The 26,833-nt window shown below is 67.3% G+C and carries 26 protein-coding genes; 8 read left to right on the forward strand and 18 right to left on the reverse strand.

The window, feature by feature from the left end:
• Window positions 1–5: 5 nt before the first annotated feature.
• Genes ACUTR7_RS06950 through ACUTR7_RS06965 form a run of 4 tightly spaced genes read right to left on the reverse strand, consistent with a single transcriptional unit; the run spans window position 6 to window position 4,207 of the window.
• Window positions 6–1,712: a thiamine pyrophosphate-binding protein gene (locus ACUTR7_RS06950; protein ID WP_043825870.1), complete on the reverse strand. Its 1,707-nt coding sequence runs from the start codon at window positions 1,710–1,712 to the stop codon at window positions 6–8.
• Window positions 1,713–1,746: 34 nt separating this feature from the next.
• Window positions 1,747–2,544: an SDR family oxidoreductase gene (locus tag ACUTR7_RS06955; protein ID WP_047217882.1), complete on the reverse strand. Its 798-nt coding sequence runs from the start codon at window positions 2,542–2,544 to the stop codon at window positions 1,747–1,749.
• Window positions 2,537–3,424 carry an IclR family transcriptional regulator gene (locus ACUTR7_RS06960; RefSeq protein ID WP_445608439.1) on the reverse strand — a complete coding sequence of 296 codons (888 nt, stop codon included), beginning with the start codon at window positions 3,422–3,424 and terminating at the stop codon, window positions 2,537–2,539. Before ACUTR7_RS06960 ends, ACUTR7_RS06955 begins: the two co-directional genes overlap by 8 nt.
• A 12-nt stretch (window positions 3,425–3,436) precedes the next feature.
• Complete coding sequence (locus tag ACUTR7_RS06965; protein ID WP_012202888.1) at window positions 3,437–4,207, reverse strand: SDR family oxidoreductase; 771 nt, start codon at window positions 4,205–4,207, stop codon at window positions 3,437–3,439.
• A gap of 656 nt (window positions 4,208–4,863) precedes the next feature.
• Between ACUTR7_RS06965 and ACUTR7_RS06970 the strand changes: the two genes are divergently transcribed.
• The 3 genes from ACUTR7_RS06970 to ACUTR7_RS06980 all read left to right on the forward strand — a co-directional run bounded on the left by ACUTR7_RS06970 (window position 4,864) and on the right by ACUTR7_RS06980 (window position 6,055).
• Window positions 4,864–5,139 carry a hypothetical protein gene (locus ACUTR7_RS06970; protein ID WP_445608440.1) on the forward strand — a complete coding sequence of 92 codons (276 nt, stop codon included), beginning with the start codon at window positions 4,864–4,866 and terminating at the stop codon, window positions 5,137–5,139.
• Window positions 5,140–5,402: 263 nt separating this feature from the next.
• Window positions 5,403–5,750: a type II toxin-antitoxin system RelE/ParE family toxin gene (locus ACUTR7_RS06975; protein WP_071954163.1), complete on the forward strand. Its 348-nt coding sequence runs from the start codon at window positions 5,403–5,405 to the stop codon at window positions 5,748–5,750.
• Entirely contained in the window at window positions 5,747–6,055 is a 309-nt protein-coding gene (locus ACUTR7_RS06980) for an XRE family transcriptional regulator (RefSeq protein ID WP_013804512.1), read from the forward strand. Before ACUTR7_RS06975 ends, ACUTR7_RS06980 begins: the two co-directional genes overlap by 4 nt.
• Before the next feature lie 12 nt (window positions 6,056–6,067).
• Here the strand turns inward: ACUTR7_RS06980 and ACUTR7_RS06985 are convergent, their stop codons facing one another.
• From ACUTR7_RS06985 to ACUTR7_RS07025, 9 genes are all read right to left on the reverse strand, one after another.
• Window positions 6,068–6,829, reverse strand: coding sequence for a 5'-methylthioadenosine/adenosylhomocysteine nucleosidase (locus ACUTR7_RS06985; RefSeq protein WP_445608441.1), 762 nt, complete (start codon window positions 6,827–6,829; stop codon window positions 6,068–6,070).
• Between the two features lie 111 nt (window positions 6,830–6,940).
• Complete coding sequence (locus ACUTR7_RS06990; RefSeq protein WP_239973385.1) at window positions 6,941–7,738, reverse strand: aspartate dehydrogenase; 798 nt, start codon at window positions 7,736–7,738, stop codon at window positions 6,941–6,943.
• A gap of 54 nt (window positions 7,739–7,792) precedes the next feature.
• Entirely contained in the window at window positions 7,793–8,599 is an 807-nt protein-coding gene (locus ACUTR7_RS06995; RefSeq protein WP_445608442.1) for an IclR family transcriptional regulator, read from the reverse strand.
• A gap of 22 nt (window positions 8,600–8,621) precedes the next feature.
• Window positions 8,622–9,476: an alpha/beta fold hydrolase gene (locus tag ACUTR7_RS07000; protein WP_445608443.1), complete on the reverse strand. Its 855-nt coding sequence runs from the start codon at window positions 9,474–9,476 to the stop codon at window positions 8,622–8,624.
• A gap of 14 nt (window positions 9,477–9,490) precedes the next feature.
• Window positions 9,491–10,021, reverse strand: coding sequence for a cupin domain-containing protein (locus ACUTR7_RS07005; protein ID WP_012202881.1), 531 nt, complete (start codon window positions 10,019–10,021; stop codon window positions 9,491–9,493).
• A 200-nt stretch (window positions 10,022–10,221) separates the two neighbouring features.
• Complete coding sequence (locus ACUTR7_RS07010; protein ID WP_192367543.1) at window positions 10,222–11,418, reverse strand: MFS transporter; 1,197 nt, start codon at window positions 11,416–11,418, stop codon at window positions 10,222–10,224.
• A gap of 22 nt (window positions 11,419–11,440) precedes the next feature.
• The gene (locus ACUTR7_RS07015) at window positions 11,441–12,325 is read right to left on the reverse strand and encodes an NAD(P)-dependent oxidoreductase (protein ID WP_192367403.1); all 885 of its coding nucleotides are present in this window, start codon (window positions 12,323–12,325) and stop codon (window positions 11,441–11,443) included.
• Between the two features lie 136 nt (window positions 12,326–12,461).
• Window positions 12,462–13,052 carry a TetR/AcrR family transcriptional regulator gene (locus ACUTR7_RS07020; RefSeq protein WP_445608444.1) on the reverse strand — a complete coding sequence of 197 codons (591 nt, stop codon included), beginning with the start codon at window positions 13,050–13,052 and terminating at the stop codon, window positions 12,462–12,464.
• A gap of 81 nt (window positions 13,053–13,133) precedes the next feature.
• Complete coding sequence (locus ACUTR7_RS07025; RefSeq protein WP_016449824.1) at window positions 13,134–13,625, reverse strand: Lrp/AsnC family transcriptional regulator; 492 nt, start codon at window positions 13,623–13,625, stop codon at window positions 13,134–13,136.
• A gap of 143 nt (window positions 13,626–13,768) precedes the next feature.
• On the opposite strand from ACUTR7_RS07025, the gene ACUTR7_RS07030 reads away from it, so the two are divergent.
• Complete coding sequence (locus tag ACUTR7_RS07030) at window positions 13,769–15,226, forward strand: transporter (RefSeq protein WP_445608445.1); 1,458 nt, start codon at window positions 13,769–13,771, stop codon at window positions 15,224–15,226.
• A gap of 235 nt (window positions 15,227–15,461) precedes the next feature.
• Window positions 15,462–16,913 carry a Fic family protein gene (locus tag ACUTR7_RS07035; RefSeq protein WP_392414595.1) on the forward strand — a complete coding sequence of 484 codons (1,452 nt, stop codon included), beginning with the start codon at window positions 15,462–15,464 and terminating at the stop codon, window positions 16,911–16,913.
• A 60-nt stretch (window positions 16,914–16,973) separates the two neighbouring features.
• On the opposite strand, the gene ACUTR7_RS07040 is transcribed toward ACUTR7_RS07035, so the two are convergent.
• Both ACUTR7_RS07040 and dkgB read right to left on the reverse strand, forming a co-directional pair.
• Window positions 16,974–18,653, reverse strand: coding sequence for a long-chain-fatty-acid--CoA ligase (locus ACUTR7_RS07040; RefSeq protein WP_445608446.1), 1,680 nt, complete (start codon window positions 18,651–18,653; stop codon window positions 16,974–16,976).
• Between the two features lie 158 nt (window positions 18,654–18,811).
• A complete protein-coding gene (dkgB, locus tag ACUTR7_RS07045; protein WP_445608447.1) occupies window positions 18,812–19,633 on the reverse strand; it encodes a 2,5-didehydrogluconate reductase DkgB in 822 nt (273 codons plus the stop codon).
• A 141-nt stretch (window positions 19,634–19,774) separates the two neighbouring features.
• Between dkgB and ACUTR7_RS07050 the strand changes: the two genes are divergently transcribed.
• The 3 genes from ACUTR7_RS07050 to ACUTR7_RS07060 all read left to right on the forward strand — a co-directional run bounded on the left by ACUTR7_RS07050 (window position 19,775) and on the right by ACUTR7_RS07060 (window position 23,035).
• Window positions 19,775–20,668 carry a LysR substrate-binding domain-containing protein gene (locus ACUTR7_RS07050; RefSeq protein ID WP_445608448.1) on the forward strand — a complete coding sequence of 298 codons (894 nt, stop codon included), beginning with the start codon at window positions 19,775–19,777 and terminating at the stop codon, window positions 20,666–20,668.
• Between the two features lie 142 nt (window positions 20,669–20,810).
• A complete protein-coding gene (locus ACUTR7_RS07055; protein ID WP_445608449.1) occupies window positions 20,811–22,064 on the forward strand; it encodes a M20 aminoacylase family protein in 1,254 nt (417 codons plus the stop codon).
• Window positions 22,061–23,035 carry a tripartite tricarboxylate transporter substrate binding protein gene (locus ACUTR7_RS07060; RefSeq protein WP_063327476.1) on the forward strand — a complete coding sequence of 325 codons (975 nt, stop codon included), beginning with the start codon at window positions 22,061–22,063 and terminating at the stop codon, window positions 23,033–23,035. The genes ACUTR7_RS07055 and ACUTR7_RS07060 overlap by 4 nt, the downstream gene beginning before the upstream one ends.
• A 28-nt stretch (window positions 23,036–23,063) precedes the next feature.
• On the opposite strand, the gene ACUTR7_RS07065 is transcribed toward ACUTR7_RS07060, so the two are convergent.
• The 3 genes from ACUTR7_RS07065 to tkt form a co-directional block, all read right to left on the reverse strand.
• The gene (locus ACUTR7_RS07065; RefSeq protein ID WP_026062619.1) at window positions 23,064–23,423 is read right to left on the reverse strand and encodes a tRNA-binding protein; all 360 of its coding nucleotides are present in this window, start codon (window positions 23,421–23,423) and stop codon (window positions 23,064–23,066) included.
• Between the two features lie 151 nt (window positions 23,424–23,574).
• The gene (gap, locus tag ACUTR7_RS07070) at window positions 23,575–24,576 is read right to left on the reverse strand and encodes a type I glyceraldehyde-3-phosphate dehydrogenase (RefSeq protein WP_012202871.1); all 1,002 of its coding nucleotides are present in this window, start codon (window positions 24,574–24,576) and stop codon (window positions 23,575–23,577) included.
• A gap of 109 nt (window positions 24,577–24,685) precedes the next feature.
• Window positions 24,686–26,731, reverse strand: a complete 2,046-nt coding sequence (gene tkt, locus ACUTR7_RS07075) for a transketolase (RefSeq protein WP_012202870.1) — start codon at window positions 26,729–26,731, stop codon at window positions 24,686–24,688.
• Between the last annotated feature and the right edge of the window lie 102 nt (window positions 26,732–26,833).

A 26,833-nucleotide genomic window follows, 5' to 3' on the forward strand; every position in this document is an offset into this window, starting at 1 on the left:
CCGCCTCAGGCGGCCTTGGACGCCGTGGTGGTGGCCGGGATCTGGTCCAGCTTGTTCACGGGCGGGCCCGAGAACGTGGCCTTGAAATTGCCGATGGCGCGCATGTCGATCTCCAGCAGGAAGGGGCCCTTCTTCGGCCAGGCCGAGGCCAGCACGGCCGGCAGCTCGTCAAGGTTCTGCACGCGGGCATGGGGCAGCTGGATGGAGGCGCACAGCTGCGCGTAGTCGGGCGTGTGCAGTTCCACATAGCAGCGGCGGCCGCCGTAGGAGGCGTCCTGGATGTTCTGGATCACGCCGTAGCGCTGGTCGTTCATCAGCACGATCAGGGTGTCGCACTCTTCCTGCACCAGCGTGGCCAGCTCGCCCAGGTTCAGGATGAAGCCGCCGTCACCCGCCAGGCCCAGCGTCTTGCGGCCCGAGCCGCTGACCGCCGCGCCCACGGCCGCGCCGATGGCCATGGGCATGCCCATGCCGATGCCGCCGCCCGTGGCGTGCACGCCCGCGTTGGGCTCGAAAAAGCGCAGCTCGCGGTTGCCCCAGGTGCTGTTGGAGACGGTCACGTCACGCACCCAGTTGAAGTTGCGGCCCACGGCCTTTTGCAGCTCCTGCACCAGCACGCTGTACGGGCCCAGGCCGTCGCGCATGGTGGCCACGGCCTCGTCGTGCACCTGGCGCAGGTCGGCCAGCAGCTCGGGGTCGGCCTTGTAGCCGCGTGCCTCCAGCCGGTCGGCCAGGCCCGTCAGCGCCAGGGCCGAGTCGCCGCAGACAAAGCCGTCATCGGCATAGCAGCGGCCCTGCTGGGCGGCGTCCACATCGATGCGCAGCAGCGGGCGCGGCAGCTTCAGTTCGTACTTCAGCGTCTCATTGCTGCGCAGGCGCGTGCCCACGGCCAGCATGGCGTCGCAGCGCTGGTAGAAGGCCTCCACTGGCTTTTGGATGTTGTAGGCGCCCAGCGAGGCCGGATCGTCCTCGGCCACGATGCCGCGGCCCTGGCCCGTGCTGACGATGCCGAAGCCCAGCGCCTTCAGACGCTGCACGGCAGCGACTGCGTGGCGTGCGCCGCCACCCAGCCACAGCAGCGGGCGGCGTGCCTTGGCCAGCGTGTCGGCCAGCGCATCCAGCGATGCCTCGCTGGGTGCCAGCACGGCCACCGGCAGCGGCGACAGGTCGGCCGGCATGTCGATCACGGTCTGCTGGATGTCGATGGGAATCTCCACGCTCACCGGGCCCGTGGGCGCGGTCATGGCGGCCTGCACGGCGGCCTTCAGGGTGGACAGGCAGGTCTCGGCGCTGCGCACGCGGAACGCCGCCTTGGACACGGCGCCCAGCATGGTCAGCTGGTCGGGCGCCTCGTGGATGTACGACAGCTTCTGGTCCAGGTACTGCGTCTCGATCTGGCCCGTGATGTGCAGCAGCGGCGTGCCGGCCGTATAGGCCTCCACCAGGCTGCCCGCAATGTTGCCGGCGGCCGGGCCGGTGCTGGTGATGCACACGCCCAGGCTGGAGGTGGAACGCGCGCAGGCATCGGCCATGTTGCCGGCGCCGGCCTCGCCGCGCGCCATCACGAAGCGGACATGGCCGCGCGCATTCATCGCGTCCAGGATGGGCATGTTGTGGATGGAGATCACCCCGAACGCGGCCTGCACGCCGCAGTGTTCGAGGAACTGGGCCACAACGGCGCCGACGGTGATTTTGGATGCGGAAGAAGTCATGTTCTGCTTTGAATCGGGTGAAGGGGCTGAAGCACTACGCTTGCCGTGCAAGGCCACCGGAGACGTCGATGTGGCTGCCGGTCGTGTAGGAGGACAGGGGCGTGGCGAGATAGAAGATGGCGCGCGCGGCCTCGTCGGGCGAGCCCAGGCGGCCCAGCGGAATGGACTTCTTGCGCGCGAGGTCGGCGCTCCAGGCGTTCCAGTCCTGGCTGCGGTCCTCGCGCGCCTCGAAGCGGCGGCGCCACTGGCCGGACTCGATCAGGCCGACCAGGATGCCGTTGACGCGCACACCCTTGGGCGCGAACTCGGTGGCCATGGAGCGCACCAGGTTCTTGAGGCCGGCGCGCGCGGCCGATGTGGCCACCATGTGCGGCTCGGGCTGCGAGGCCAGCAGCGAATTGACGCAGACGATGGCCGGCTCAGCCGTGCGCTCGAGCTGCGGCAAAAAGGCGCGCGTGGGATGCAGCACCGAGAAGAACTTCAGGTGCAGCTCCTCGGTCCAGGCCGCATCGTCGGTGCTGGCAAACGTCGAGACCCGGCCCTGGCCCGCGTTGTTCACGAGGATGGAGGCCGGACCCAGCGCAGCCTCGCTGTCGCGCGCGAACTGCTGCACCTGGGCAGCGTCGAGCACGTCGCAGGCCTGGGCGAACAGGCGGGCCTCGGGATGGCGCCCGCGCAGCTGCTGCACGGCCTGCTCCAGGCGTTCGGCGCTGCGCCCGCACAGGGCGACACGCGCGCCCTGCGACAGCAGCAGATCGACCGTGGCCAGGCCAATGCCCGAAGAGCCGCCGGTGACGACGGCCGTGGTGTCCTTGAGTTGGGAATCAAACATGGCCGCCTCCTGCGCGCCGGGAATTGAGGGAAAGCAGCTGTGCCGTCTGCGTTTGCGTTTGCGGGCGGTAGTTCAGCAGCTCGGACAGCTCGGCCGCCGCGTCGCAGACGCCGGCGATCAGGGTCTCGGCACGGCCCTCCTCCACATGGGGCGCGGGAACCGTCGTGCCCAGCGCCGCCACCACGCGGCCGCTGTGGTCGCGCACGGGGGCGGCGATGGTGCAGATGGAGCTTTCGTAGAAGCCTTCGCTGAACACATGGCCGCGCTCGCGGTCGGCCTCGACCAGGTTGAACAGGTCCAGCACCGTGCGCGGCGTCTTGGGCGTGTGCGCTTCCAGGTGCTCCTCGGGGTAGAGCGCGCGCAGCTCGGGCAGGGACAGGTCGCCCAGCAGCACGCGGCCCAGGGCCGTGGCATGGGCAGGCAGGCGCGTGCCCACACGCACCGAACTGGTCAGCGGCGTGGGCGGCGTGACCTTGGCCACGTAGACGATGGAGCGGCCATCGCGCACCACGATGTTGCAGGGATAGCGGATCTCGCCGCACAGCCGCGCGATCACGGGCTGGCCCAGTTCGGTCAGGTCCATGGACGACAGGAACTCGAAGCCCAGGCGCAGCACGGACAGGCCCAGCCGGTAGTCATTGCTGCCCTCGGCACGCTGCAGAAAGCCCATGGCCTCCAGCGTGTTGAGCATGCGGAAAATCGTGGCGCGCGGCAGCTGCAGGCGGCGGGCCAGCTCGGGCGCGCCCAGCGTGGCATTGCCGCGCCCGAACTCCTGCAGCAGGCGCAGGCCGCGCTCCAGCGCGGGCACCATGTACTTGTCGGCGCCGTTGTCCGCGCTCTCGGCGCTCTCGGCATTCCCGGAAGGGGTGGTGTCGGTCATGGCGAAACCCCTTCAATTCATGACGAAGCCGCCGTTGACGGGCAGCACCTGCCCCGTCACGAAGCGCGCGCCATCGGACAGCGCATAGGCCACGGCGCCCGACACATCCTCGGGCCGCTGCTCGCGCTGCAGCGCGCGCTGGTCGATGTACAGGCGGTGGCGGTGCTCGGGCACGTACTCCGTGGCCTCCACCAGCACCAGGCCCGGCGCCACGGCGTTGATGGTGATGCCGTCGGCGCCCAGCTCGCGCGCCATGGAACGCGTCATGGCCATCACCGCGCCCTTGCTGGCCACATAGGCCATCAGGTTGGGGGCGCCCCACATCGCGGTGTCGGACGCCAGGTTGACGATGGCGCCCCGGCCGCTGTCGCGCAGTGCGGCGCGGCAGGCCCGCGTCATCAGCCACACGCCGCGCACGTTCACGTTCATCACCTGGTCCCACTTGTCCAGATCGATGTCGTCCATGCCCTTGCCGCCCGAATCGGTCACGGCCGCGTTGTTCACCAGGCCGTCCAGCCCGCCCAGCGCCTGCACGGCCTGCTGCGCGCAGCGCTCTATCGACTCCGGATTGCCGGCATCCAGCCCGAAGCCATGCGCCTCGAAGCCCTGCGCGCGCAGCCGGGCCACGGACTCGGCCAGCAGCTCCTCGCGCAGATCGGCCATGGCGACACGCGCGCCCTGCTCGCAAAAGGCCTTGGCGAACGCAAAGCCCAGGCCGCGCGCCGAGCCTGTGACGAGAATGCGGCGGCCGGCAAGCTGGCCTGTGGAGGGCGTGGTGTTCATGGCGTACCTCAATCGAAGGGGGTTTGTGTCTGTTTCAAATTTGAAATGACACTTTTTTCTTGAAACAAGCGTGAGTTTAGGACTGATGGTTCGGGGTGGGATTGGGGAAAACACGGAGGCGTGTGGGAAATGGATGACAGAGGTGTGTCTGGGTGTGTTTTGGATGGGGGCTTTTTATGGCTTGTGAGGACATGCGCCCGCCCTGCGGGCGGGAGTCGGGTTTCGGCCCGGCGGCCGACCGCAGCGAGCCAGATGACGAAGCAGTCCTGTCCTTCGGCAGGACTGCAACCCCGCAACCACCACGCCGCAGGCGCGTTCATACGGGGAGTGGATGCGGGCCGTCGCTTCGCTCGGCCTGGGGTTTGAGGCGGGGTTGTGGAATGCCTCTATGATTTCGGTGGCCCCCTGTTCCGGGGCTGGTGCTTGAAAACACCATCAACACACAGCGGCAGAGCCTCCCCGAAAGAGAGGCCTCGTCACGTCTGAACACTTGGACAGTGGGCATCGCACCCGCACGTCCACACGGTTTTGGATGGGATGGGGCTACCCGCAAGGCTGCCCGCACGTCTGTGTGCGTGTTTTCAACATCCCATCCACCCTTTCTGCGCTTGAAAACGCAGGTCGGGTGTTTCCGTCTCGCACAGGAGTACGAAAACATGGACGATCAGCGCACCGCTCTTCCCACGCGCGCCAGCTTCGAGCAACTGGCTCGCACCATCACCGACACCAATGGATGGGTACAGGAAGGCTGCAACGAAATATGGGCCCTGGCCCAACTTGTGTTGGCCAGCCTCAATGCACCAGAAGACTTGCGACGTCCGCAAGCCATGGCTCACGCACTGCGCGCCATCCGCGACGGCGCTGAGTCACTGGCCGACTATGTGCAGGGCGAAGCCAGAAGCGTAGGTTGCGACCACACTCAAAGCCCATAGCCACGAGTGCGGCCACATCCGGCCGAGCGCAGCGAAGGGGTCGCGGGCATTCGGGTTGCCGTCTTTGACCTGACCTTTCTTGGCGCATCAAGAAGGGCCATCGGCTGCCGGGCCAGGAACCAGGCATCAAAACCAAGCAATCGCAGTGGCAGGAATTCCCCTCGCGTCCAGCGTCAAGGCTTTGGCCTCCGATGACACACGGGCTACACGGTCATCAGTAACGACACGCAGCAAAATAGTACTTTTTTAGATACACTTTTCCGATGGAAGAGCCCATTCTTTCCGTTGTCTTCTACCGATCCGATGCCGGCAAGGAGCCCGTGCGTGACTGGCTTCGTGAACTTACGGTGGAAGACCGCAAAGCCATCGGCGCCGATATCAAGACCGTCCAATACAACTGGCCTCTGGGCATGCCGGTAGTACGCAAGATGGAGCCAGGACTGTGGGAGGTGCGGTGCAGCATTGCCGATGGCATCGCACGTGTCCTATTCACGGCCCAGAATGGAAAAATGGTTCTGCTGCATGGCTTCATCAAAAAGTCGGCCAACACCCCCGGGCCGGATCTGACAACTGCCAGAAACCGGCTCAAGAAGCTGAGGAATACCCCATGAACAAACATCTAGGCAGCAATTTCGATGACTTCCTCGAAGAAGAAGGCCTGCTTGAGGAGGCCACAGCTATCGCAGTGAAGCGGGTGATTTCCTGGCAATTCGCACAGGCGATGAAAGCCCAGAAAGTCAGCAAGACCGAGATGGCGACACGCATGCGCACCAGCCGCATGGTGGTGAACCGCCTGCTGGACGAAAACGACACCGGCGTCACCCTGGCCACGTTGGCCCGCGCCAGCGTGGCGCTTGGCACGGCTTTGCACTTTGAACTGGACGATGCGACGGTTCTCCAGGCATCAGCGGCATAAAAGCACTACCGCTCAGCGCTGCGTCGACAGCCGCCGCAAAAATCCATCAACAACCCGCAACGCATACCGACTAGCCACCACCCTCACAAACTCCGCAAAGTCCACATGCGCACTGTCATCCGCCCGATCGGAAACAGTCCGCATGGCAGCAAACGGCACGCCATAGTCCAGGCAGGCCTGCGCCACGGCGGCGCCTTCCATCTCCACCGCCAGCACCTCATGCCCTGCAGCACGCAGGCCGTGCGCCAGGGCGGAAGAAGCGCCCGCCGTGCCCACGAACTGGTCACCGCTGGCAATCAGTCCCTGGTGCGCGCGCGGCGCAGTGGTGGCGTGGGCGGCGCGCAGGTCTTCGCCCGCCTCGGCCACGCAGGCCTGGGCGGCCGCCAGCAGCGCGGCGGTCATTTCGGGGTCGCAGGGCAGGCGCGTGCGTCCGTAGCCGGGCATTTCCCAGCGCGGGAAGATGGGCGAGGCGTCCAGGTCGTGCTGCAGGTATTCGTCGGCCACGACGACATCGCCCACGCGCACGCCTTCGCCCAGGCCACCGGCGACGCCGGTGAAGGCGATGCGGCGTACGCCGAAGCGCTCGATCAGCGCCGTGGCCGTGGTGGCCGCTGCCACCTTGCCTATGCCCGACAGCGCGCAGACCACGTCGTGCCCATGCAGGCGCCCGCGCCAGAACATGCGGCCGGCGTGGGCCGTGCCCTGGGCGTCGGACAGGGCATGGACCAGGCCTTCCTGCTCCTGCGGCAGGGCACTGAGGATGGCGATGGTCATGGTGGCTTCTCTTTCAACGTTTCAACGGCACAGGCAAAAAGCAAAGGCGGCCCGGGGGCCGCCTGCGGGGCGAAAGCGCCCATTGTGCCGCGAGCCTGTGCCCGGTGCGGCTCAGATGGCGATGGCCGTGGCCTGGTTGAGCACGGCGCGCACCACGCTGTAGACGGTGAGGGCCGAGGTCTTGGGGTTGGCCTCCAGCGGCTTGCCGCGCATGGTCAATTCCATGGAACCGAAGGCGCCGCGCGCGGCCACATGGTGCACGTTCTCGTCCACGCCCGGGTCGGCGTACAGGCGCACCGTGGTGCGGTCCAGGCCCATGCCGGCCAGCGACAGGGTGGCGGCCACGTTGGCGTTCTTGGGGTAGAGCTGGGCGGCCTCGCGTGCGCTGCCTTCGAAGATGCAGAAGGCTTCCTTGAGGCTGGCGAGGTCGCAGCGCTGTTCTGCGGGCGTGCCGGTCCAGGCCAGGGGCGGCTTGCGGCCGGTGTAGACCACTTCGTCCAGGCCGCCGATGCGGGCTGCGGCCAGCGCATCCACGCCGCCGATGGCGCCCGACAGCAATTGCACCTGGGTGCCTCCGGCCTCGGCCGCCGCCTGCACGGCCTCGGCCATGCCCGGGGCGCTGAGTGCGCCGATGGAGGCCACGACGGCAGGAATGCCCCGCTGCAGGGCGGGCAGCACATGCTCTTCGATGGCGGTATGGCCTGCGCATTCGACGATGAGATCGGGCCGGTCCTCAGTCGTCAGCGCAGGCAGTGCGCGCGCCTGGGGCGCATGCCGGGCCAGGGTGGCGCGCACGGCGTCCGTCACTTCGGGCACAAGCACCCAGCCCACCTGCACCGCGGCATGGCCCTTGAGCAGTTCGAGCACGCTGGCGCCAATCGCACCGCAGCCAATCACAGCAATATTCATCGTCATTTCTTTCTGAACAAGAACGCGCTGAAGGCCGGTGGGAGCACCAGTTCCTCAGCGCAGAAAACCAGGATGCTGGGTGCGCAGGTGGCCCGTCAGTTCGACGGCGGCCTCGCGCACCTGTTCCACCCAGTGCGCCATGCGCCCGGGTGCGATTTCGGTAAATGCCACGGCCATGCCCAGGCCCGCGATGATGCGGCCCTGCGCATCGCGCACAGGCGCGGCAATGCTGGAGACGCCGGGCTCGTAGAAGCCCTCGCCCATGGCGTAGCCGCGCTCGCGGTCCTGCAGCAGCAGCTGCTGCAGTTGCTGCACGTCACGCGGGGTGCTTTCCGAGAATTGCGGCAGTTCGCTGCCGCCGAAGAGTTCTCGCAGCTGGTCTGCGTTCATATCCTGCAACAGGGCACGGCCCAGCACGGTGGCATGGGCCGGCAGGCGCGAGCCCACGCGCACGGCGCCCTGGAAGGCGCCGGCCGGCGCAATGCGCGCCACGTAGACCACGGAGGTGCCGTCCAGCAGCGCCAGGTTGGTGGTGAAGCCCAGGCGCTCGCACAGCGCCTGCAGCACGGGCTCGGCCAGCTGTGCCAGCGGCTGGGTGGACAGGTAGTCGTAGCCCAGGCGCAGCACGGACAGGCCCAGCCGGTACTCGGTGCCCGAGCGTTGCAGATACCCCATGTTCTCCAGCGTCGTCAGCATCCGGAACACCGTGGAACGCGGCAGCGCCAGGGTGCGCGCCAGGTCGGGCGCGCTCCACACGGGCTGCGAAGGCGTGAAGCATGCCAGCAGGCGCAGGCCGCGCTCCAGCGCGGGGACGGTGTAGCGGTCGTTGTCGTTCGAGAGGGTTTCGGAGGTGTCGCTCATCGCAATTCGGGCCGGTAGGCCATCAGGTCAGCAGGGTGGCCAGCCTCTGTGCGACATCCGCAGGTTGTTCGACGACAGAGGCATGGCCGGCTGCCGCAAGCGTAACGTACCGCGCGCCCAGCCTTGCTGCCCAGGCCGCGCAGGCGGCGGGCGGCGTGACCACGTCGTGCTCGCCCACCCAGACCTCGACCGGCATGGCCAGTTGCCCCGCCGCCTGCCCCAGGTCGCTGCCGCACAGCAGCTCCACGGCCTGGGCGTAGCCGGCAGCATGCAGGCGCGCCGTGTTCCAGCGCACCCATTGGCGCACGGGCTCGGGCGCGGCGGGCGAGACCAGGCGCTGGTCGATGGCGGCGGCCAGGCCTTCGATGCCTTTTTCCTGCAGGGCAGCAAGACGGCCCTGGCGTACCTTGGCTTGCTGCTCGCCCATGCCGGGTGCGCCATAGCCGCCGGCGGGGCTGATCAGCACCAGTTGCTGCACGCGCCCGGCACCGGCCTGCACCGCCCAGGGCGTGCCCATGAGCGCACCCAGCGAGTGACCCACCAGCAGGCAGCGGCGTACGCCCAGCGCCTGCAGCGACTGCTCCAGCATGCGGGCGTAGTCGGTGCCCGTGGGCGCGGCGGATGCCAGCGGCGTGGAGCGGCCATAGCCGGGCGCGTCCCAGGCCAGCACACGCGTGCGCGGCGCCAGCTCCAGGGCCACGTCCAGCCAGGAGGCGGCGCCCGAGCTGATGCCGTGCAGCATCACCACGGCAAAGTCCGAGGCCGTGTCGCCGGCCTCGCGCCAGGCGGCCTGAGCGCCACCGGGCAGGGCGATGAGGTGTTCGGGGAACTGCGCCTGAAGGCGCTGTTCCATGCGCTGCAGCGTCTGCGCGGTCATGGCAGGCCCGCTACTCAACGTTTGATTTTTGCCAGGGGGTGTTCTGGGGGATAGGTGGGCGTGATGGGCTTCTTGGCGCCCAGCATCACGCACATCAGCGCGTCTTCGTCGCCGATGTTGATTTCCTCGCGGTACACGCCGGGCGGCACGGAGACCACGTCGCGGTCGGTGAGGATGGTCTCGAAGCGCTGGCCGTCCTTCTCCAGCACGAGCTTGAGCTTGCCGCGGATCAGGAAGAAGACTTCCTCCACATCGGTGTGCAGGTGCGAGGGGCCTTCATTGCCGGCCGGGATGACCATGGTGGAGAAGGTGAAGTTCTCGGACGGGATGGTGTTGCTGTCCGCAGCCACGCCCGTGCCGCCCGTGCCGATGTAGCGCATCTGGCCACGGCGGTACTTGGGGTCGAAGTCGGCCTGGAACTTCAGCGCGTCGAAGTCGTACTTGCGCGTGGAAAACCGCGCCACGCGCGACTCCATCCATTGTTCGAAGCTGGAGCCTTCGGGCTGGTCCCAGGTGCGGGGCGTGTTCTGAGCGGATTCGGACATGTGTCTCTCCATCAACGTCGGTGGATCATGGCGGGGAAGGCGCCATTTGTTTTATCCATGAATCGCAGTTCATGGGGTAAAACAATTATAGGAAGATTGATCGCACGCAACAAGGGCCACATGCGCAGTGGCATGTGGCCCCTTTGCTGCCCAGTCTGTTGAGGGAACAGCGATGCGGGTGCAACAGCGATGCGGGTGCCTCAGGCAGCCATGCTGCGCCGCCCAGGCCGAAAGCCCGCCTGGCTGGCCGGCCAGACCACGGACAGGCAGGCCAGTGCCAACACCGCCAGCGCCCAGGGCAAGGCGCGGGCACCCAGCCAGCCCAGCAGCAGTCCGCCGGCCACGCCGCCGCTCGCCACGGCCAGGTTGAAGACCGTCACCAGCATGGACTGGGCCACGTCGGCGCCCTCGCCTGCCGCGTCGGCCAGCGCGGTCTGCAGCAGCGTGGGTGCGCCGCCAAAGCTCAGGCCCCAGGCCGCAACCCCGATCAGAACGGCCACGGCCGACTGCCCGGCCAGCCCCAGCACCAGCGCAGACACGGCGAACAAGGCCAGGCTCAACACGGTGAGCGCGCGCAGCCAGCGGTCCACCAGCAGGCCCGTGAGCCAGATACCGGCAATGGCCGCAAGGCCGAACAGCAGCAGCACCCCATCCACCCTTTGCCCCAGACCCGCCGAAGCCAGGAAGGGCGCGATGAAGGTGTAGAGCATGTTGTGTGCGAGCATCCAGCCGAACAGCGCCAGCAGCACGGGACGCACGCCGGGCACGAGCAGGATGCGCGCCACGGGCTGACGTTGGTGCGCCGTCTGCCCGGCGTAATCCGGCACACCCAGCCGCACCCAGGCCAGCAGCAGCAGGCACAGCGCGGACAGCGCCCAGAACACGCCGCGCCAATCGAACAGGCTGCCCAGCCAGGCGCCCAGCGGCACGCCGGCCGCCAGGGCCAACGGTTGGCCCACACCCGCCACGGCCAGTGCACGCCCCTGCAGATGCGGCGGCACCATGCGCCGCGCATAGCCGGCCACCAGCCCCCAGATCACGCCGGCAGCCATGCCTGCGGCAAAGCGGGCGACCAGAGTCAGGCCGTAGTGGCCGGACAGCGCAGTGAGGCTGTTGAACAGCAGCAGCCCGCCCACCGCCGCCATGAACAGCGGCCGGCGCCTGAGCCCGCGCGTGGCGGCCACGACGGGAATGGCGGCCAGCACCGAACCCAGCGCGTACAGCGTGACCATCTGGCCGGCCATGGCTTCGGACACTGCCAGTCCCGTGCCGATCTGCGGCAGCAGGCCGGCCGGCAGGGTCTCGGTCATGATGGCCAGAAAGCCTGCCATCGCCAGGGCCAGCAGCCTGCCCAGCGGCAGGCCCGTGTCGCCGGAGGTGTCCATGGGCTGGTTCATTGCCTTTTCCTCGCTGCGCATCTCAGGCATGGGAGGCTGGATGGGATGCCAGGTGGGATGCCGCCATGTCCTTGTCGCCATGCCCGGCGGCCAGCGCGCGCTCGAAGCGGCGCAGCCCGGCCTGGGCGCCATCCAGCAGCAGGCCTGCGCCGGCGGCGGCATCGGCCACCAGTTGCGCGTCCTTGACGGCATTGGCCACGGTGAAGCTGGCGTCGTAGCGGCCTGACAGCATGGCAGCGGCCTTGGCCTGGAAGAAGCCACTGTCCATGGGCCCGCCCGTGACGGCTTCGACCACCAGGGCCGGTTCTATGTCCAGCCCCTTGGCCAGCGCCAGGCTTTCGGCCAGGCCATGCGTGAGTGCGAAGGCCCAGTGGTTGAGCGCCAGCTTGAGCCGGCTGGCGGCGCCTGCCTGCTGCGCAATCCACAGGCTGCGTTTGCCAATGGCATCGAACACCGGCTGCACCTGGCCGCGCTGCGCCAGCGGGCCTGCGGCCAGGATGACCAGCTGGCCCTGCTCGGCCGGCTGGCGCGTGCCCTGCACGGGGCAGTCGTAGAACACCAGGCCATGCCGATCGGCGAACTGCGCCAGCGGCGCGATGGCGTCCACACCCACCGTGCTCAGTTGCAGCCACAGTGTGCCCGGCTGCAATGCGGGCGCTGCAGCCTGCATGGCCTGCAGCACGGCCGGCCCGTCCTTGAGCACGGTGACGACGATGCGGGCGCCACGCACGGCGTCGGCCGCATCGCCACAGGCCTGAACGCCGTCTGCCGCAAGGGCCTGGGCCTTGGCGGCCGTCCGGTTCCAGGCGCGGACGGTGAAGCCCTTGCGTTGCAGGTTGCGCGCGACGGGCGCACCGATCAGGCCCGTGCCGAGCACGGCAATGGTGGTTTGAAGGTTTGAATGCATGGGAACTCCAGGGTGATGAGAGAGTGAAACAGACAAGGAAAACTGAAATCCGGATTACTGGAACGATCATTCCAATTCAAGGAAAATAAAAACCCGCAACGGCACGACATGCGCGCGGCGGGTGGCGGGTGGCCGGCTACTGCGCCTGCAGCGCCATGTCGACCACGTCGACCACGTCCATCAGGCACTGGCGGCGCTGCGGCGCGCTGCTGCCCTTGCCCAGCACGCGCAGGCCCTGCACGGTGTTCAGGACGAAGCGCGCCAGGGCGCGCGGCTTTTTGCTGTCGGTGATGTCGCCTTCCTGCTGGCCGCGCAGGATGAGCTTTTCCAGCGCCTTTTGCAGGCGCTGGAAGTTGCCGGCCACCCTCTCGGCCACGGCCTCGTCATGGCCGGCCAGCTCCAGCGCGGCATTGGCGACCAGGCAGCCACGGCGCCCGGCATCGCTCAATTCGTCCTGCACGATGCGCAGCAGCAGCTGCCGCACCAGGTCCCGGGCGCGTCCGGGGCCAGACAACAGTTCCACGTTGGAGGTGGTCACGGCCTCATAGCGGTGCAGCGCATGCTGGAACAGCCCCTGCTTGTTCTCGAAGGTGCCGTACAGGCTGCTGCGCGACAGGCCCGTGCCGTCCACCAGGTCCTGCACCGAGGTGGCCGCGTAGCCGCGCTGCCAGAACACCTGCATGGCGGCGTCTGCGATGTCATCGGGGTCGAAGTCCTTGGTGCGCATGGTGGCTCATTGAATTGGAACGATCATTCCACTCAATGTAGGCGGCCGTTCCGCGGCTGTCAAGATTGCGCCAAAGGGCCTTCACTCGCAGGGAATTTCCAACCCCACCTTCACGCGGTCCAGCGCCACGATGGTCTTGAACCATTTGACGTTGGGGTTCTCGGCGAACAGGCGCCGCGCCAGGGCCTCGTACTCCTGCATGGTGGCCACGGTGAGCACGAGCACGAAGTCCACCTCGCCCGTAACGTAGTAGCACTGCTGGACCTCGGGCACGGCGAAGTGCGACTTCATGGCGTTGAGCGCGTCGATGCTGGTGCGCTCGGTCATGACCTCCACGATGATGGTGATGGGCCGGCCCACGCGCGTGGGGTCCACGGTGGCGGCCTGGCCGGTGATCACGCCTTCGGCCTGCATGCGCTTGAGGCGGCGCTGCACGGCGGCCGTGGACAGGTTGACCTGCTCGGCCAGCAGGCGCAGCGGCACCGTGCTGTCGCGCTGGACGATGGCCAGGATGGCGCGGTCGAAGCCGTCCAGGTCGGCCAGGTGAGCAGGGTGGGCGGTGTGCTTGGTCATGGGAAGCGAGGACTTTTGGAGGGTGAGAAATTTTCTCGCAAACACCCCCAATTCAGAGACCAAAAAACAGGTGCCGCGAAATAGTATTTCGTCGTTTTCCGCATCCAACGCATGCGGACCTGCCTGCCGAGAAAGCCCATCCCATGGCCACCCTGCTCCACCTGTCTCCCGTGTTTCTTGTGATGTCCATGCTCATGGTTTTGCGCCGCCCGCCTGTGCAGGCGGCCATGGCCGGGGCGGCGCTGGTCGCCCTGCTGTGGCTGGTCGATGCCTGGATGGCGACGGGCACCTCCGCTTCCGGCGCCGCCCTGGCCGCAGCGCGCGACACGGGCGTGCTGTTCCTGAGCACGGCCTTCGTGATCGTGCCGGGCCTGGGCTTTGTGATCCTCATCGAACGCATGGGTGTCAACCAGGCGCTGAGCCAGTGGGTGCGCTCGCTGGGCCTGGGGCCGGCCGATCAGGTGGTGTTCATCGTGCTGGGCCTGGCGCCGCTGCTGGAGGCGATGACGGGCTTTGGCGTGTCGCTGATCGCCACCGTGCCGCTGCTGCTGAGCCTGTTCGAGCGGCGCGCCGCACTGCGCATGGCGCTGGCGGGCATGGCCATCATGCCCTGGGGCACGCTGGGCCTGGCCACCGTGATCGGTGCCTCGCTGGCCCATGTGGACGCGGCCGCGCTGGCCGCTGTGTCCTCGCTGACCAGCGCGCCGGTATTCCTGGTGCTGGGCGCCCTGTCCCTGCACCTGGCCGGCGAGCGCGGTGCGCGAGCCTGGCTGCTGCTGGGCGGCTTCGGCCTGCTGTTCGTGGGGGTGCTGCATGGCATCAGCCGCTGGCTGGGCCCCGAGGTGGCGGGCGTGGGTGCGGGCTTTGCAGTGGCGCTGGGCATGCTGGTGCGCGCGCTGCTGCTGCGCGGCACGGCCCAGGCGGCACCCGGCTGGCCGCGACAGGCCTGGCCGTATCTGGCGCTGGCTCTTGCCATCGTGCTGCTCAAGCTGCTGGCCCTGGCCACGCAGTGGGACCAGCGCTGGATCGTGCAGGGCGCCCAGGTGGCCTGGAAGCCTCTGGCCTCCCCGGGCGTGGCGCTGACCCTGGTGCTGGCCCTGGTGCTGGCCCTGCTGCTGGCGCGCGGGGCCGGCCGTGGCGTTGCCCTGGCTGGTGCTCTGGCCGCCCGCGCCAAGCGCCCGCTGCTGACCATCTTCTTCTTTCTGGCCATGTCCCAGATGATGGTCAAGGCTGGTTTCCTGTCCGGCCTGGTGCAGCTGCTGGCCGAGCTGGCGCCCGCTGCCCTGGCGCCCATCGTGGCGGCCTTCGGTGCGCTGGCCGGCTACATGACGGGCTCCAACGTGGGCGGCAACGCGATCTTCATGCCCGCCATCGCCCTGCTGCCCGAATCCTCGCGCCTGCTGCTGGCCGCCGTACACAACAGCGCCGCCGGGCATGCGGCACTGGGCTCCCTGTCCATCGTGATGCTGGTGCTGGGCCTGGCACGGACCAATGCCCAGGAAGAAGGCGAGCTGGTGCGCTTCGGCTTTGCGCTGGCGTGTGCCAATGCGGCTTTGGTGGCGTTGGCGGCCTTGGTTGTGGGTGGGGTGGGGGTGGTTTGATACTCGTTAAACAGCATTTTTCCGTCAATAAATTCAATAGTTTTGAGAATTTGCGTCAATTCTGTCTGTTCATTTGCACAAGCTTCCAGTTTTCCGACAAACCTTGTGCCTCGCCAATGCATGGATTATTGAAGTTTTGCGACATTTATTTAAGTAAATGCAATAATTTCCGTCAATCATCCAATCGCTGGTCCACCAAACCATGAAGAAAACGTCAATCCTCGATGACACGCTTTTGCTCAACGCGGAGCTCACGGCTGCGCAGCAGCGAACGGTGCAGCGCCGGGTGGCAAACGGCGAGCTATTCCGGATTCGCGCGGGCGTGGCCACCTCCATCGGCAAAGAGTCGGAGTGGCCTGCGCTGCTGAGCCGCAACCTCACGCGGATCGTGGCGGCATTTGCACCTCAAAGCGTGCTCAGCTTCAACACTTGGTTCACTGGCGGCCGCACGGTCCGTGGGGAAGTCCACCTGGTGGGAGAAGCGCGCAAGACGGTGAGGCTGCCCGGCCTGACCCTTCAGGTCTGGCAAGGGGCGCCTTGCCAACCCGGCGATGTGCCCATGAGCGGCCGCCCTGTCTACTTCGCTTCGCAAGAACGAGGGCTGCTGGAGAACCTGTGGCGCAATGTGGGTTCCAGGGCTGCGGGCAAGGCCGGAGTGGAAGAGAAGCTTCTGGAAATCTGCGATGCGCGGGGCGAGAAAGCGCTGAACCAGCTGCGAGACCAAGCTCGCGCGATTGCGCCTGCGCTGGGTCGCCAGGCAGAGATGGCAACGCTGGAGAACCTCATCGGAGCGATTTTGAGCACACGGTCACCCGCTCATCTTCTGACGGACAAGGCCAAGGCGCGCCGGGCAGTCCCGCCTTACGACAGCGACCGCATGGGCCTGTTCGAGACTCTGGCTGCGCATCTGCGCAGCACGGAATTTCCCCGCATCCCTTCGGTCGCACGCAGCGATGCCGCAAAACGCCATTTCGCCTTCCTGGAAAGCTACTTCTCCAACTTCATCGAAGGCACCGAGTTCGAAGTCTCTGAAGCACGCGGCTTCGTGCTGCAGGGCGTTCCCATCGAGCACAGGCCCCAGGACTCTCACGACATCATCGGGGTCTACGAGCAATGCCTGAGCCCCAGCTGGTCGACCCTGACCTTGCCGGCCGGTGAGCCCGTGCTGCAGCAATTGCAGGATCGCCATGCCTTGCAGATGAAGTACCGCCCCGAGGTCGCCCCAGGCGCTTTCAAGCTCAAGGCAAACCAGGCCGGCAACTCTGCCTTTGTGCTGCCCGGGCTCGTGCGCGGGACCCTGATCGAGGGCAGCAAGCTGCTTGCCAGCATTCCGGAAGGCTTGGCGCGTGCGCTGTTTTCCATGTTCCTGGTGGCCGAGGTCCACCCCTTCGACGACGGCAATGGCCGGCTGGCGCGTCTGGTCATGAACGCTGCGCTGACCCTGGTCGATGAATGCCGGATCATCATCCCGACGCTGTACCGGGAAACCTATCTGGACTGCCTGCGCCGCCTGACCAGAGAGGCCGACCCTGTGCCGTTCGTGAAGGCCATGACGCACATCCAAAGCTGGACCAGCCGCTTCGACTATGAAGACATGGACCAGGTCATCGCGGCGATGCAGTCGTGCAACGCCTTCGAGCGTTCGCTGACGCAATACAAGCTCAACATGCCTGCGTCACGCGAGTAAGAACTCCCAATGGAAAGAGGCGCCGCAGCGCCTCTTTGCAAACACGGCAAGCCGCCTGCGTTACTTGCTGTCGCGCAGCTCCCGGCGCAGGATCTTGCCGACCGGGGTCTTGGGCAGTTCGGTGCGGAACTCGATCACGCGAGGCCGCTTGTAGCCCGTGAGGTTGTCGTGGCAAAAGTCGCGCACGGCCTGTTCGGTGAGGCTGTCGTCCTTGCGCACGATGACCAGCTTGACGGCCTCGCCGGTCTTCTCGTCGGGCACGCCGACCACGGCGCATTCGAGCACGCCGGGGCAGTTGGAGACCACGTCTTCCACTTCATTGGGATAGACGTTGAAGCCGCTGACCAGGACCATGTCCTTCTTGCGGTCCACGATCTTGAAGTAGCCGCGCTCGTCCATGGTGCCGATGTCGCCGGTGCGGAAATATCCGTCGGCGGTGAAGACCTTGGCGGTTTCGTCGGGGCGCTGCCAGTAGGCGGCCATGACCTGCGGGCCCTTGATGGCGACCTCGCCGCGCTCGCCGATGGTGGTCACGTCGTTTCCTTCGTCATCGACGAGCTTCATCCAGGTGCTGGGCAGGGGCACGCCGATGGTGCCCGAGAACTCGGTGGAGTTGACCGGGTTGCAGCTGACCGAGGGACTGGTCTCCGACAGGCCGTAGCCCTCGCAGATGGGGCAGCCGGTCTTTTGCAGCCACAGCTGGGCCACGGCACTTTGCACCGCCATGCCGCCGCCGACCGAGACCTTCAGGTGCGACCAGTCCACGGTATTGAAGTCCGGGTGGTTGGCCAGGCCGTTGAACAGCGTGCTCACGGCCGGGAAGCTGTGAAAGCGCTGCGTGGACAGTTCCTTGAGCGTGGCCTTGAGGTCGCGCGGATTGGGAATCAGGATGGTTTTGCCGCCCGTGCGCATGGACAGCATCATGTTCACCGTGAAGGCGAAGATGTGGTACAGCGGCAGCGCGCAGATGCTGGTGGGCTGCTCGCCGGCCGGCACCTTGCCCATGGCGGGCTGGTTCCAGGCCTCGGACTGCAGCACGTTGGCGATGATGTTGCTGTGCAGCAGGACCGCGCCCTTGCTCACGCCCGTGGTGCCGCCCGTGTACTGCAGCAGGGCCATGTCGGAGGCCTGCAGCTGCGGCGCCTGGAAGGGCGAGCGCATGCCCTTGGACAGCGCGTCGTTGAAGCGCACGGCCCCCGGCAGCGAGAACGGCGGCACCAGCTTCTTGACCTTGCGCACCACGTAATTGACGATGGCGCCCTTGAGCATGCCCAGCTGGTCGCCCATGGTGCACAACACCATGTGCTGCACGGGCGTGGCGGCCTTGCAGGCCTGCAGCGTGTGGGCGAAGTTCTCGATGATGACGATGGCCTTGGCGCCCGAGTCCTTGAGCTGGTGCTCCAGCTCGCGGGCCGTGTACAGCGGGTTGACGTTGACCACGACGAAGCCCGCACGCAGCACGGCGGCCACGGCCACGGGGTACTGGGGAATGTTGGGCATCATCAGCGCCACGCGGTCGCCCCGGGCCAGGCCCAGGCTCTGCAGATAGGCGGCGAAGGCGCGGCTTTGCGCATCGACCTGCGAGTAGGTCAGCTCCTTGCCCATGAAGGAATAGGCCACGCGGTCCGCGTAGCGGCTGAAGGCCTCCTCCATCAGGGCCACCAGCGAGGGGTATTGGGAGGGATCGATGTCGGCGGGCACACCTGCCGGATAGGCACCCAGCCATGGGCGGTCACTCATGCTGCTCGTCTCCTGGTTTCTCGATTGAACGTGCATTCTCATAAAAAGCACGGTCGTTCGATACTGTGATAACCCTAGTACTACCCCTAGGGTCACCATTGCGTTGCTCCAGGTCAAAGCCCACCGGGCCGCGCAGGCCCCCGATCACAGCCCCCCGTTCAATCCCAGGCGGGAGCCAGGCCGTCAGGGCTGACCTGGCGGTCGCCGCGTTCCAGCGCGGCGATGCGCTGCATGTCTTCGGCGCCCAGCACCAGCTGGCAGCTGTCCAGGTTGGCCTGCAGGTGGGCGCGCTGGGTGGACGAGGGAATGACGGCATAGCCCATGGCCATGGCCCAGGCCAGCGCCACCTGGGCGGGCGTGGCGCCGTGGGCGGTGGCGATGTCGGCCAGCACGGGATCGGCCAGCAGCTTGCCGTAGCCCAGCGTCATGTACGAGGTGGTGTGAATGCCCTGCTGGCGTGCGAAGTCGGTGACGGCACGGTTTTGCAGATAGGGGCTCAGTTCGATCTGGTTGGTGGCGATGTTCGCGGCGCCCACGGCGGCGATGGATTGCTGCAGCAGCGCGATGTTGAAGTTGGACACGCCGATGTGGCGCGTCAGCCCCTGCTCCCTGGCGCGCATGAGCGCGCCCAGGCTGTCCTCCAGCGGCACGCTGCGCGAGGGCCAGTGGATCAGCGTCAGCTCCACATGGTCGGTGCGCAGGGCTTCAAGGCTGCGCTCCAGGCTGGGGATCAGCGCGTCGGCAGACAGGTTCTCGGTCCAGATCTTGGTGGTGAGAAAGAGCTGATCGCGCGGCACGGCGCTGGCGGCGATGGCGGCACCCACATCGGCCTCGTTGCCGTAGATCTGGGCGGTGTCGATGGCGCGGTAGCCCACCTCCAGGGCCTGGCCCACGGAGTGGCGCACCACCTCATCCTTGAGGCGGAAGGTGCCCAGGCCGAACGCGGGCACCACGGAAACGAGAGAGGCAGTCGATGTCATGCAGGTCTTTCAAAAAAGCAAACAAGGCGCGGAACCACGCCCCGAAGACTGCAGTCTGGCGGGTTAGCGCTTGCAGATAAAGCCTGGTATCAGCAGAAAATATTTGACGCTGCAGCAACAATTGCGCCAAGCTGGCGCCCCATGAAAACCACGCTGGACGAACTGCAGGCCTTTCGCGCCGTGATCGACTGCGGCAGCATCACGGCGGCGGCCGAGCAGTTGGGACAGACCACCTCGGGCATCAGCCGCAGCCTGTCGCGCCTGGAGAAAAAGCTGGCCACCACCCTGGTGCGGCGCACCACGCGCAGCCTGGAACTGACCGAGGAAGGCGAGCGCTTCCTGGCCCGCGCGCGCGAGGTGCTGCAGGCCCTGGACGCGGCCGAGGATGAGCTGGCCGCGCGGCGCCAGGCGCCGGCCGGGCTGCTGCGCGTCAACGCGGCCTCGCCCTTCATGCTGCATGCCATCGTGCCGCTGGTCGGCGAGTTCCGCGCGCTCTATCCGCTGATCACGCTGGAGCTGAACACCGATGACCTGCACATCGACCTGCTGGCCCAGCGCACCGACATCGCCATCCGCATCGGCGAGCTGCGCGACTCCACGCTGCATGCGCGGCTGCTGTGCCACAGCGTGCTGCGCGTGCTGGCCAGCCCCGCCTACCTGCAGGCCCATGGCCCCGTGGCGAGCGTGGCCGCGCTGGCGCGCCACCAGCGCATTGGCAACAGCCAGGTGCCAGGCCTGAACCACTGGCCGCTGCGCACGCCCGATGGCGGCGACCGCTGGGATGCCGCGCCCCAGCTCACGGCCTCCAGCGGCGAGACCATGCGCCAGCTGGCCCTGGCAGGCCAGGGTGTGGTCTGCCTGGCCGACTTCATGACCGTGCGCGATCGCGCCCAGGGCGAGCTGGTGCAGGTGCTGGCGCGCGAGACCGTGCAGCAGCGCCAGCCCATCCACGCCGTCTACTACCGCAACACGGCGCTGGCCGCGCGCATCACGGCCTTCCTGGACTTTCTCGCGCAGCGCATGGCGCAGTCCTGAGGGCCGTGTGACGTCCGCCTGAACGGCCTGAACGGCTTGATCGGCCCGTTCGGCTTGTGCATGCAGGGCGCATGCATATGCGTTTTGCTTCGTTGCCGCAGGGCTGGCGGTTTTACAGAATCCGGGATTCGCCGCAGCAGGCATGGGCCGGCTGCGGCCGGAGACCGTCTTGCCCCACCTGATCGAAAGCTTTGCCGACATGGCGCCCTTCGTGGCCCTGCGGCGCGACCTGCATGCCCACCCCGAGCTGGGCTTCGAGGAACACCGCACCTCGGCCATCGTGGCCGAACGCCTGGCCTCCTGGGGCGTGGAGGTGCACACCGGCCTGGCCGGCACGGGCGTGGTGGGCGTGGTGCACGGCAGGCATACGGACGCACGCCATGGCATGCGCACCATCGGCCTGCGCGCCGACCTGGATGCGCTGCCGCTGCAGGAAGAAAACCGGTTTGCCCACCGCTCGCAGCACGCAGGCCGCATGCATGCCTGCGGCCATGACGGCCACACCACCATGCTGCTGGCCGCGGCCTGGCATCTGGCGCGCACGCGCGACTTCGCGGGCACGGTGCACCTGATCTTTCAGCCGGCCGAAGAGATGGGCAAGGCCGGCGCACGCAGGATGATCGACGAAGGCCTGTTCGAGCGCTTCCCCTGCGATGCGGTCTTCGCACTGCACAACTTCGCGCTGGACCGCGTGGGCAGCTTCGCGCTCAACCCGGGCGCGCTCATGGCCTCCAGCAACACCTTCCGCATCGTGCTGCACGGGCAGGGCACGCATGCCTCGCTGCCGCACACGGGCATCGATCCGGTGGCCGCCACCATTGACCTGGCCCAGCAGCTGCAGACCCTGGTCGCGCGCCATGTGGATTCGCGCGAACGCGCGCTGCTGGCGGTCACGCAGATCCAGGGCTCGGACGCGCCCAACGTGATTCCCGACAGCGCCTGGGTGGGCGGCACGGTGCGCACCTTCTCCGTGGCGGCGCTGGACATCCTCGAAGCCGCTCTGCGCCGCCAGGCCGAGCACACGGCCCTGGCCCATGGCTGCAGGGCCGAGATCCATTTCCGGCGCGCCTCGCCGCCCCTGGTCAACCACGCGGCCGAGGCCGCCTTCGCCGCCGCCGTGATGCGCGAGATCGCGGGCGACGACGCCGTGGACACGCAGTTCCCCGGCGTGCTGGCGGCCGAGGACTTCGCCCACATGCTGCAGGCGCGGCCCGGCTGCTACGCCTTCATCGGCAACGGCCAGGGCGATCACCGACTGCCCGGCCATGGCGACGGCCCCTGCCTGATCCACAACCGCTCCTACGACTTCAACGACGACATCCTTGCCATCGGCGCCAGCTACTTCGTGCGGCTGGTGGAGCGGTGGCTTGCCGTCACCCAGGAAACTTCCCCATGAAAACCTCTCACCCTTCCCCCGTCACCCGCCGCGTTCTGCTGGCAGCAGCCCTGGCCCTGGGACTGGCACCGGCCGTGCATGCCGAACGCGTGATCCGCATCGTCGTGCCCTTCGGCGCAGGCGCCACGCAGGACACGGTGGCACGCACCTTCAGCAATGAACTGGGCCAGGCCCTGGGCGCCACCGTGGTGGTGGAAAACCGGGCGGGCGCGGGTGGCAGCGTGGGCACGGCCCAGGTGGCCAAGTCCGCGCCGGACGGCAACACCCTGGTGCTGGCTGCCGCCAGCCACAACCTGGCCGGCCATCTGTACGCGAAGCTGCCCTATGACCCGCTCAAGGACTTCGTGGGCGTGTCCTTCCTGGGCCGCACGGGCTATGTGGTGGGCGTGCCGGCCGCCTCGGGCGTGCAGACCCTGGGCGAGCTGCTGCAGCGCGCCAGGGCCCAGCCCGGCCAGCTCAACTATGCGTCGGCCGGCAATGGCAGCGCCTCGCACCTGGCCTCGGCCTCGCTGGCCGCGCAGGCGGGCATCAAGCTGCAGCACATCCCCATGAAATCCACGGGCGACGCCACCACCGAACTGCTGGCCGGCCGCGTGCAGCTGGTCACGGGCGCCACCATCGGCATGCTGGCCTTCCAGAAAGACCCGCGCGTCAAACTGCTGGCCTACTCGGGCCAGCAACGGTCGCGCTTCCTGCCTGACCTGCCCACGGTGGCCGAGTCCGGCGTGCCCGGCTATGCCTTCGACTCCTGGCTGGGCCTGCTGGCACCGGCCGGCACGCCGCCCGCCGAAGTGGAGCGCATCAACACCGCCGTGCGCAAGGTGCTGGCCGAGCCCGTGGTCCAGGAGCGCCTGGCCCGCGTGGGCGTGGAAGCCGCCACCCTGCCGGCCGCCGAATTCCAGCGCCTGCTCAAGGACGACTGGGAAGCGTCCGGGCGCATCGTCAAGGCGGCCGACGTGCGCATCGAATAGTCACCCAGGCCAATAGTCACCCAGGCCGTCACAGCAGCTTGGTGCCCAGCGGCACCTCGCGGTCGGGCACGCACAGCGCCACCTCGCCGTTCTCGTTGTGGAATCCCGTGACCAGGCATTCCGATCGCATGGGACCGATCTGCTTGCTGGGAAAGTTCAGCACGGCCACCACCTGGCGGCCTATCAGTTCCTCGGGCCGGTACAGCGCCGTGATCTGGGCGCTGGACTTGCGCAGGCCCAGCTCCGGGCCGAAATCGACCTGCAGCACATAGGCGGGGCGGCGCGCCTCCTTGAACACCTGGGCGTCCACGATGCGGCCCACGCGCAGCTCCACCTTGAGGAAGTCGTCAAAGCCAATGGTCTCGTGCAATGCGGATGAAGTAGTCATGCGGCCATGATGCCGCGCCGCCGGTGCCCGCTTTGTCGAGCAACGCTTGCAGTGCCAGGGCACACTGTCCGCCATGAAAAAGGCCGGCATCGCGTCCGATGCCGGCCTGGTGCGGGGCCCTCGACAGGCCCCGCAGCGGTTCGCGCCAGGATTACTTGGCGGCGACCACGCGCACCATTTCCAGGCACTTGTTCGAGTAGCCCCACTCGTTGTCGTACCAGGACACGACCTTCACGAAGGTCTTGTCCAGGGCGATGCCGGCTTCGGCATCGAACACCGAGGTGCAGGACTCGCCGCGGAAGTCCGTGGCCACGACCTTGTCTTCGGTGTAGCCCAGCACGCCCTTGAGCGCGCCCTGCGACTGGGCCTTCATTTCGGCGCAGATCTCTTCGTAGCTGGCTTCGCTGTTCAGCTCCACCGTCAGGTCCACCACCGACACGTCGGAGGTGGGCACGCGGAAGGACATGCCGGTCAGCTTCTTGTTGAGCTCAGGAATCACCACGCCCACGGCCTTGGCTGCGCCCGTGCTGGAGGGAATGATGTTTTCCAGGATGCCGCGGCCGCCGCGCCAGTCCTTGTTGCTGGGTCCGTCCACGGTCTTTTGCGTGGCGGTGGCAGCGTGCACGGTGGTCATCAGGCCGCGCTTGATGCCCCACTTGTCGTTGAGCACCTTGGCCACGGGAGCCAGGCAGTTGGTGGTGCAGGAGGCGTTGGAGATCACGTCCTGGCCGGCGTAGGTCTTGCAGTTCACGCCGAAGACGAACATCGGGGTGCTGTCCTTGGAAGGCGCGGACATGATGACCTTCTTGGCGCCGGCAGCCAGGTGCTTGCGTGCGGTCTCGTCGGTCAGGAACAGGCCGGTGGCCTCGATCACGATGTCGGCGCCGACTTCGTTCCACTTCAGGTTGGCGGGGTCGCGCTCCTGCGTCAGGCGAATGGTCTTGCCGTTGACGATCAGGTTGGAGCCCTCCACCGAGACCTCGCCCTTGAAGCGGCCGTGCACGCTGTCGTACTTGAGCATGTAGGCCAGGTAGTCGGGCTCGAGCAGGTCGTTGATGCCCACGACTTCGATGTCGCTGAAGTTCTGCACGGCAGCGCGGAACACCATGCGGCCGATGCGGCCGAAGCCGTTGATACCGATCTTGATCGTCATATTTGCCTCTTGGATTGACGGATTGCGAAAAACGGAAAAACTGAAACGGTGAGGGCCAGGCCGGGCCTGGCGGGCGGCAAAAAGGGGCCACAGGCCCCTTCTCGCAGCTTTACTTGCCGGCGCGCTGCAGCGCAGCCTGCACGGTGTCGGCCACGTTCTCGGCCGTGAAGCCGAAGTGCTTGAACAGCACGGGCGCTGGGGCCGATTCGCCGTAGGTGTCGATGCCGACGACGGCGGCGCAGCCGTACTTCCACCAGAAGTCGGTCACGCCCATTTCCACGGCGATGCGCGGCAGATTGGCCGGCAGCACCTGGCTCTTGTACTTGGCGTCCTGCTTGTCGAAGGTGGTCGTGCTGGGCATGGAGACCACGCGCACGGCGACCTTGCGCTCGGCCAGCAGCTTCTGGGCGGCCAGGGCCAGTTGCACTTCGGAGCCGGTGGCGATGATGACGGCCTGGGCCTTCTTGTTCAGGCCGACGGCCTTGGGCTCGGACAGCACGTAGGCGCCACAGGCGATGTCGTCCAGCGCGTCTTCGGTCTTGGCTGCGTAGGCCAGGTTCTGGCGCGACAGCAGCAGGGCCGTGGGCTTGTTCTTCTGGCTCAGGGCCACGGTCCAGGCGACGGCGGTTTCCGTGGTGTCGGCAGGGCGCCAGACATCCAGGCCCGGGATCAGGCGCAGCGAGGCGGCGTGCTCGATGGACTGGTGGGTGGGGCCGTCTTCGCCCAGGCCGATGGAGTCGTGCGTGAAGACGTGGACCACGCGCTGCTTCATCAGCGCGGCCATGCGGATGGCGTTGCGGCTGTAGTCGCTGAAGGTCAGGAAGGTGCCTGCGTAGGGGATGTAGCCGCCATGCAGGGCGATGCCGTTCATGATGGCGGCCATGCCGAACTCGCGCACACCGTAGTTGATGTGGCGGCCGATCTTGCCGTCTTCGGTCAGGACCACGGCACCCTTGTCGTCCACGCGCAGCGAAGGCGTGCTCTTGGTGTTGGTCAGGTTGGAGCCGGTCAGGTCGGCCGAGCCGCCCAGCAGTTCGGGCAGGGCTGCGGTCAGGCCTTCCAGGGCCAGCTGGCTGGCCTTGCGGCTGGCCACGGTGGCGCCTGCGTCATGCGCGTCGGAGGCGATCTGCGCGGCGATCTCGCCGAAGTTGGCAGGCAGGTCGCCGGCCATGCGGCGCGTGAAGTCGGCAGCCAGTTCGGGGAAGGCCTTGGCGTAGGCGGCGAACTTCTTGTTCCAGGCCGCTTCGGCCTTGGCGCCGGCGGCCTTGGCATCCCAGTCGCCGTAGACGCTGGCGGGGATGTCGAAGGGGCCGTGCTCCCAGCCCAGGGCCGCGCGGGTCAGCGCGATTTCCTCGGCGCCCAGGGGCTCGCCGTGGGCCTTGGCCGTGTCCTGGCGGTTGGGCGAGCCCTTGCCGATGCTGGTCTTGCAGCAGATCAGCGTGGGCTTGGAGCTGTTCTTCTTGGCAGCGGCGATGGCGGCATCGAGGGCCTGGACGTTGTGGCCGTCCACGTCGCGGATCACGTTCCAGCCATAGGCTTCGAAGCGGGCGGGCGTGTTGTCGATGAACCAGGGGGCGACCTTGCCGTCGATGGAGATGCCGTTGTCGTCGTACAGCGCCACCAGCTTGCCCAGCTTCCAGGCGCCGGCCAGGGCCGCGGCCTCGTGGCTGATGCCTTCCATCAGGCAGCCGTCACCCAGGAACACGTAGGTGTGGTGGTCGACGATGGCGTGGCCGGGACGGTTGAATTCGGCAGCCAGCAGCTTTTCGGCCAGCGCGAAGCCCACGGCATTGGTGATGCCCTGGCCCAGCGGGCCGGTGGTGGTTTCCACGCCGGGGGTGATGCCCACTTCGGGGTGGCCGGCCGTCTTGCTGTGCAGCTGGCGGAAGTTCTTGAGCTCGTCGATCGGCAGCGCGTAGCCCGTGAGGTGCAGCAGCGCGTAGATCAGCATGGAGCCGTGGCCGTTGGACAGGATGAAGCGGTCACGGTCAGCCCATTGCGGGTTGACGGGGTTGTGCTTGAGGTGACGGCTCCACAGTGCCACGGCCATGTCGGCCATGCCCATGGGGGCGCCGGGGTGGCCGGAGTTGGCTTGTTGAACGGCATCCATTGCGAGTGCGCGGATCGCATTCGCCATTTGTTGAGTGTTGGCCATCAGGGCGCTCCGTGAAGGAGGGGGTAATCAGAATAAGCCGGCCATTTTAAAGGACTGGGGTTTTCGGCTCCCGCGCGCGGGACAATGGCCGCTGGCAATGGT

Source organism: Delftia sp. NA_296.1 (assembly GCF_052692095.1).

Coding starts and splice junctions, on each gene's coding strand:
- tkt (WP_012202870.1), bottom strand. CDS start 26,731: ATGGCCAACACTCAACAAATGGCGAATGCGATCCGCGCACTCGCAATG.
- gap (WP_012202871.1), bottom strand. CDS start 24,576: ATGACGATCAAGATCGGTATCAACGGCTTCGGCCGCATCGGCCGCATG.
- ACUTR7_RS06965 (WP_012202888.1), bottom strand. CDS start 4,207: ATGAACACCACGCCCTCCACAGGCCAGCTTGCCGGCCGCCGCATTCTC.
- ACUTR7_RS07000 (WP_445608443.1), bottom strand. CDS start 9,476: ATGACCGCGCAGACGCTGCAGCGCATGGAACAGCGCCTTCAGGCGCAG.
- ACUTR7_RS06990 (WP_239973385.1), bottom strand. CDS start 7,738: ATGAATATTGCTGTGATTGGCTGCGGTGCGATTGGCGCCAGCGTGCTC.
- ACUTR7_RS07065 (WP_026062619.1), bottom strand. CDS start 23,423: ATGACTACTTCATCCGCATTGCACGAGACCATTGGCTTTGACGACTTC.
- ACUTR7_RS06960 (WP_445608439.1), bottom strand. CDS start 3,424: ATGACCGACACCACCCCTTCCGGGAATGCCGAGAGCGCCGAGAGCGCG.
- ACUTR7_RS06950 (WP_043825870.1), bottom strand. CDS start 1,712: ATGACTTCTTCCGCATCCAAAATCACCGTCGGCGCCGTTGTGGCCCAG.
- ACUTR7_RS06980 (WP_013804512.1), top strand. CDS start 5,747: ATGAACAAACATCTAGGCAGCAATTTCGATGACTTCCTCGAAGAAGAA.
- ACUTR7_RS07010 (WP_192367543.1), bottom strand. CDS start 11,418: ATGAACCAGCCCATGGACACCTCCGGCGACACGGGCCTGCCGCTGGGC.
- ACUTR7_RS07005 (WP_012202881.1), bottom strand. CDS start 10,021: ATGTCCGAATCCGCTCAGAACACGCCCCGCACCTGGGACCAGCCCGAA.
- ACUTR7_RS07055 (WP_445608449.1), top strand. CDS start 20,811: ATGGGCCGGCTGCGGCCGGAGACCGTCTTGCCCCACCTGATCGAAAGC.
- ACUTR7_RS06995 (WP_445608442.1), bottom strand. CDS start 8,599: ATGAGCGACACCTCCGAAACCCTCTCGAACGACAACGACCGCTACACC.
- ACUTR7_RS07020 (WP_445608444.1), bottom strand. CDS start 13,052: ATGCGCACCAAGGACTTCGACCCCGATGACATCGCAGACGCCGCCATG.
- ACUTR7_RS06970 (WP_445608440.1), top strand. CDS start 4,864: ATGGACGATCAGCGCACCGCTCTTCCCACGCGCGCCAGCTTCGAGCAA.
- ACUTR7_RS06955 (WP_047217882.1), bottom strand. CDS start 2,544: ATGTTTGATTCCCAACTCAAGGACACCACGGCCGTCGTCACCGGCGGC.
- ACUTR7_RS07040 (WP_445608446.1), bottom strand. CDS start 18,653: ATGAGTGACCGCCCATGGCTGGGTGCCTATCCGGCAGGTGTGCCCGCC.
- dkgB (WP_445608447.1), bottom strand. CDS start 19,633: ATGACATCGACTGCCTCTCTCGTTTCCGTGGTGCCCGCGTTCGGCCTG.
- ACUTR7_RS06985 (WP_445608441.1), bottom strand. CDS start 6,829: ATGACCATCGCCATCCTCAGTGCCCTGCCGCAGGAGCAGGAAGGCCTG.
- ACUTR7_RS07025 (WP_016449824.1), bottom strand. CDS start 13,625: ATGACCAAGCACACCGCCCACCCTGCTCACCTGGCCGACCTGGACGGC.
- ACUTR7_RS07050 (WP_445608448.1), top strand. CDS start 19,775: ATGAAAACCACGCTGGACGAACTGCAGGCCTTTCGCGCCGTGATCGAC.
- ACUTR7_RS06975 (WP_071954163.1), top strand. CDS start 5,403: ATGGAAGAGCCCATTCTTTCCGTTGTCTTCTACCGATCCGATGCCGGC.
- ACUTR7_RS07060 (WP_063327476.1), top strand. CDS start 22,061: ATGAAAACCTCTCACCCTTCCCCCGTCACCCGCCGCGTTCTGCTGGCA.
- ACUTR7_RS07030 (WP_445608445.1), top strand. CDS start 13,769: ATGGCCACCCTGCTCCACCTGTCTCCCGTGTTTCTTGTGATGTCCATG.
- ACUTR7_RS07015 (WP_192367403.1), bottom strand. CDS start 12,325: ATGCATTCAAACCTTCAAACCACCATTGCCGTGCTCGGCACGGGCCTG.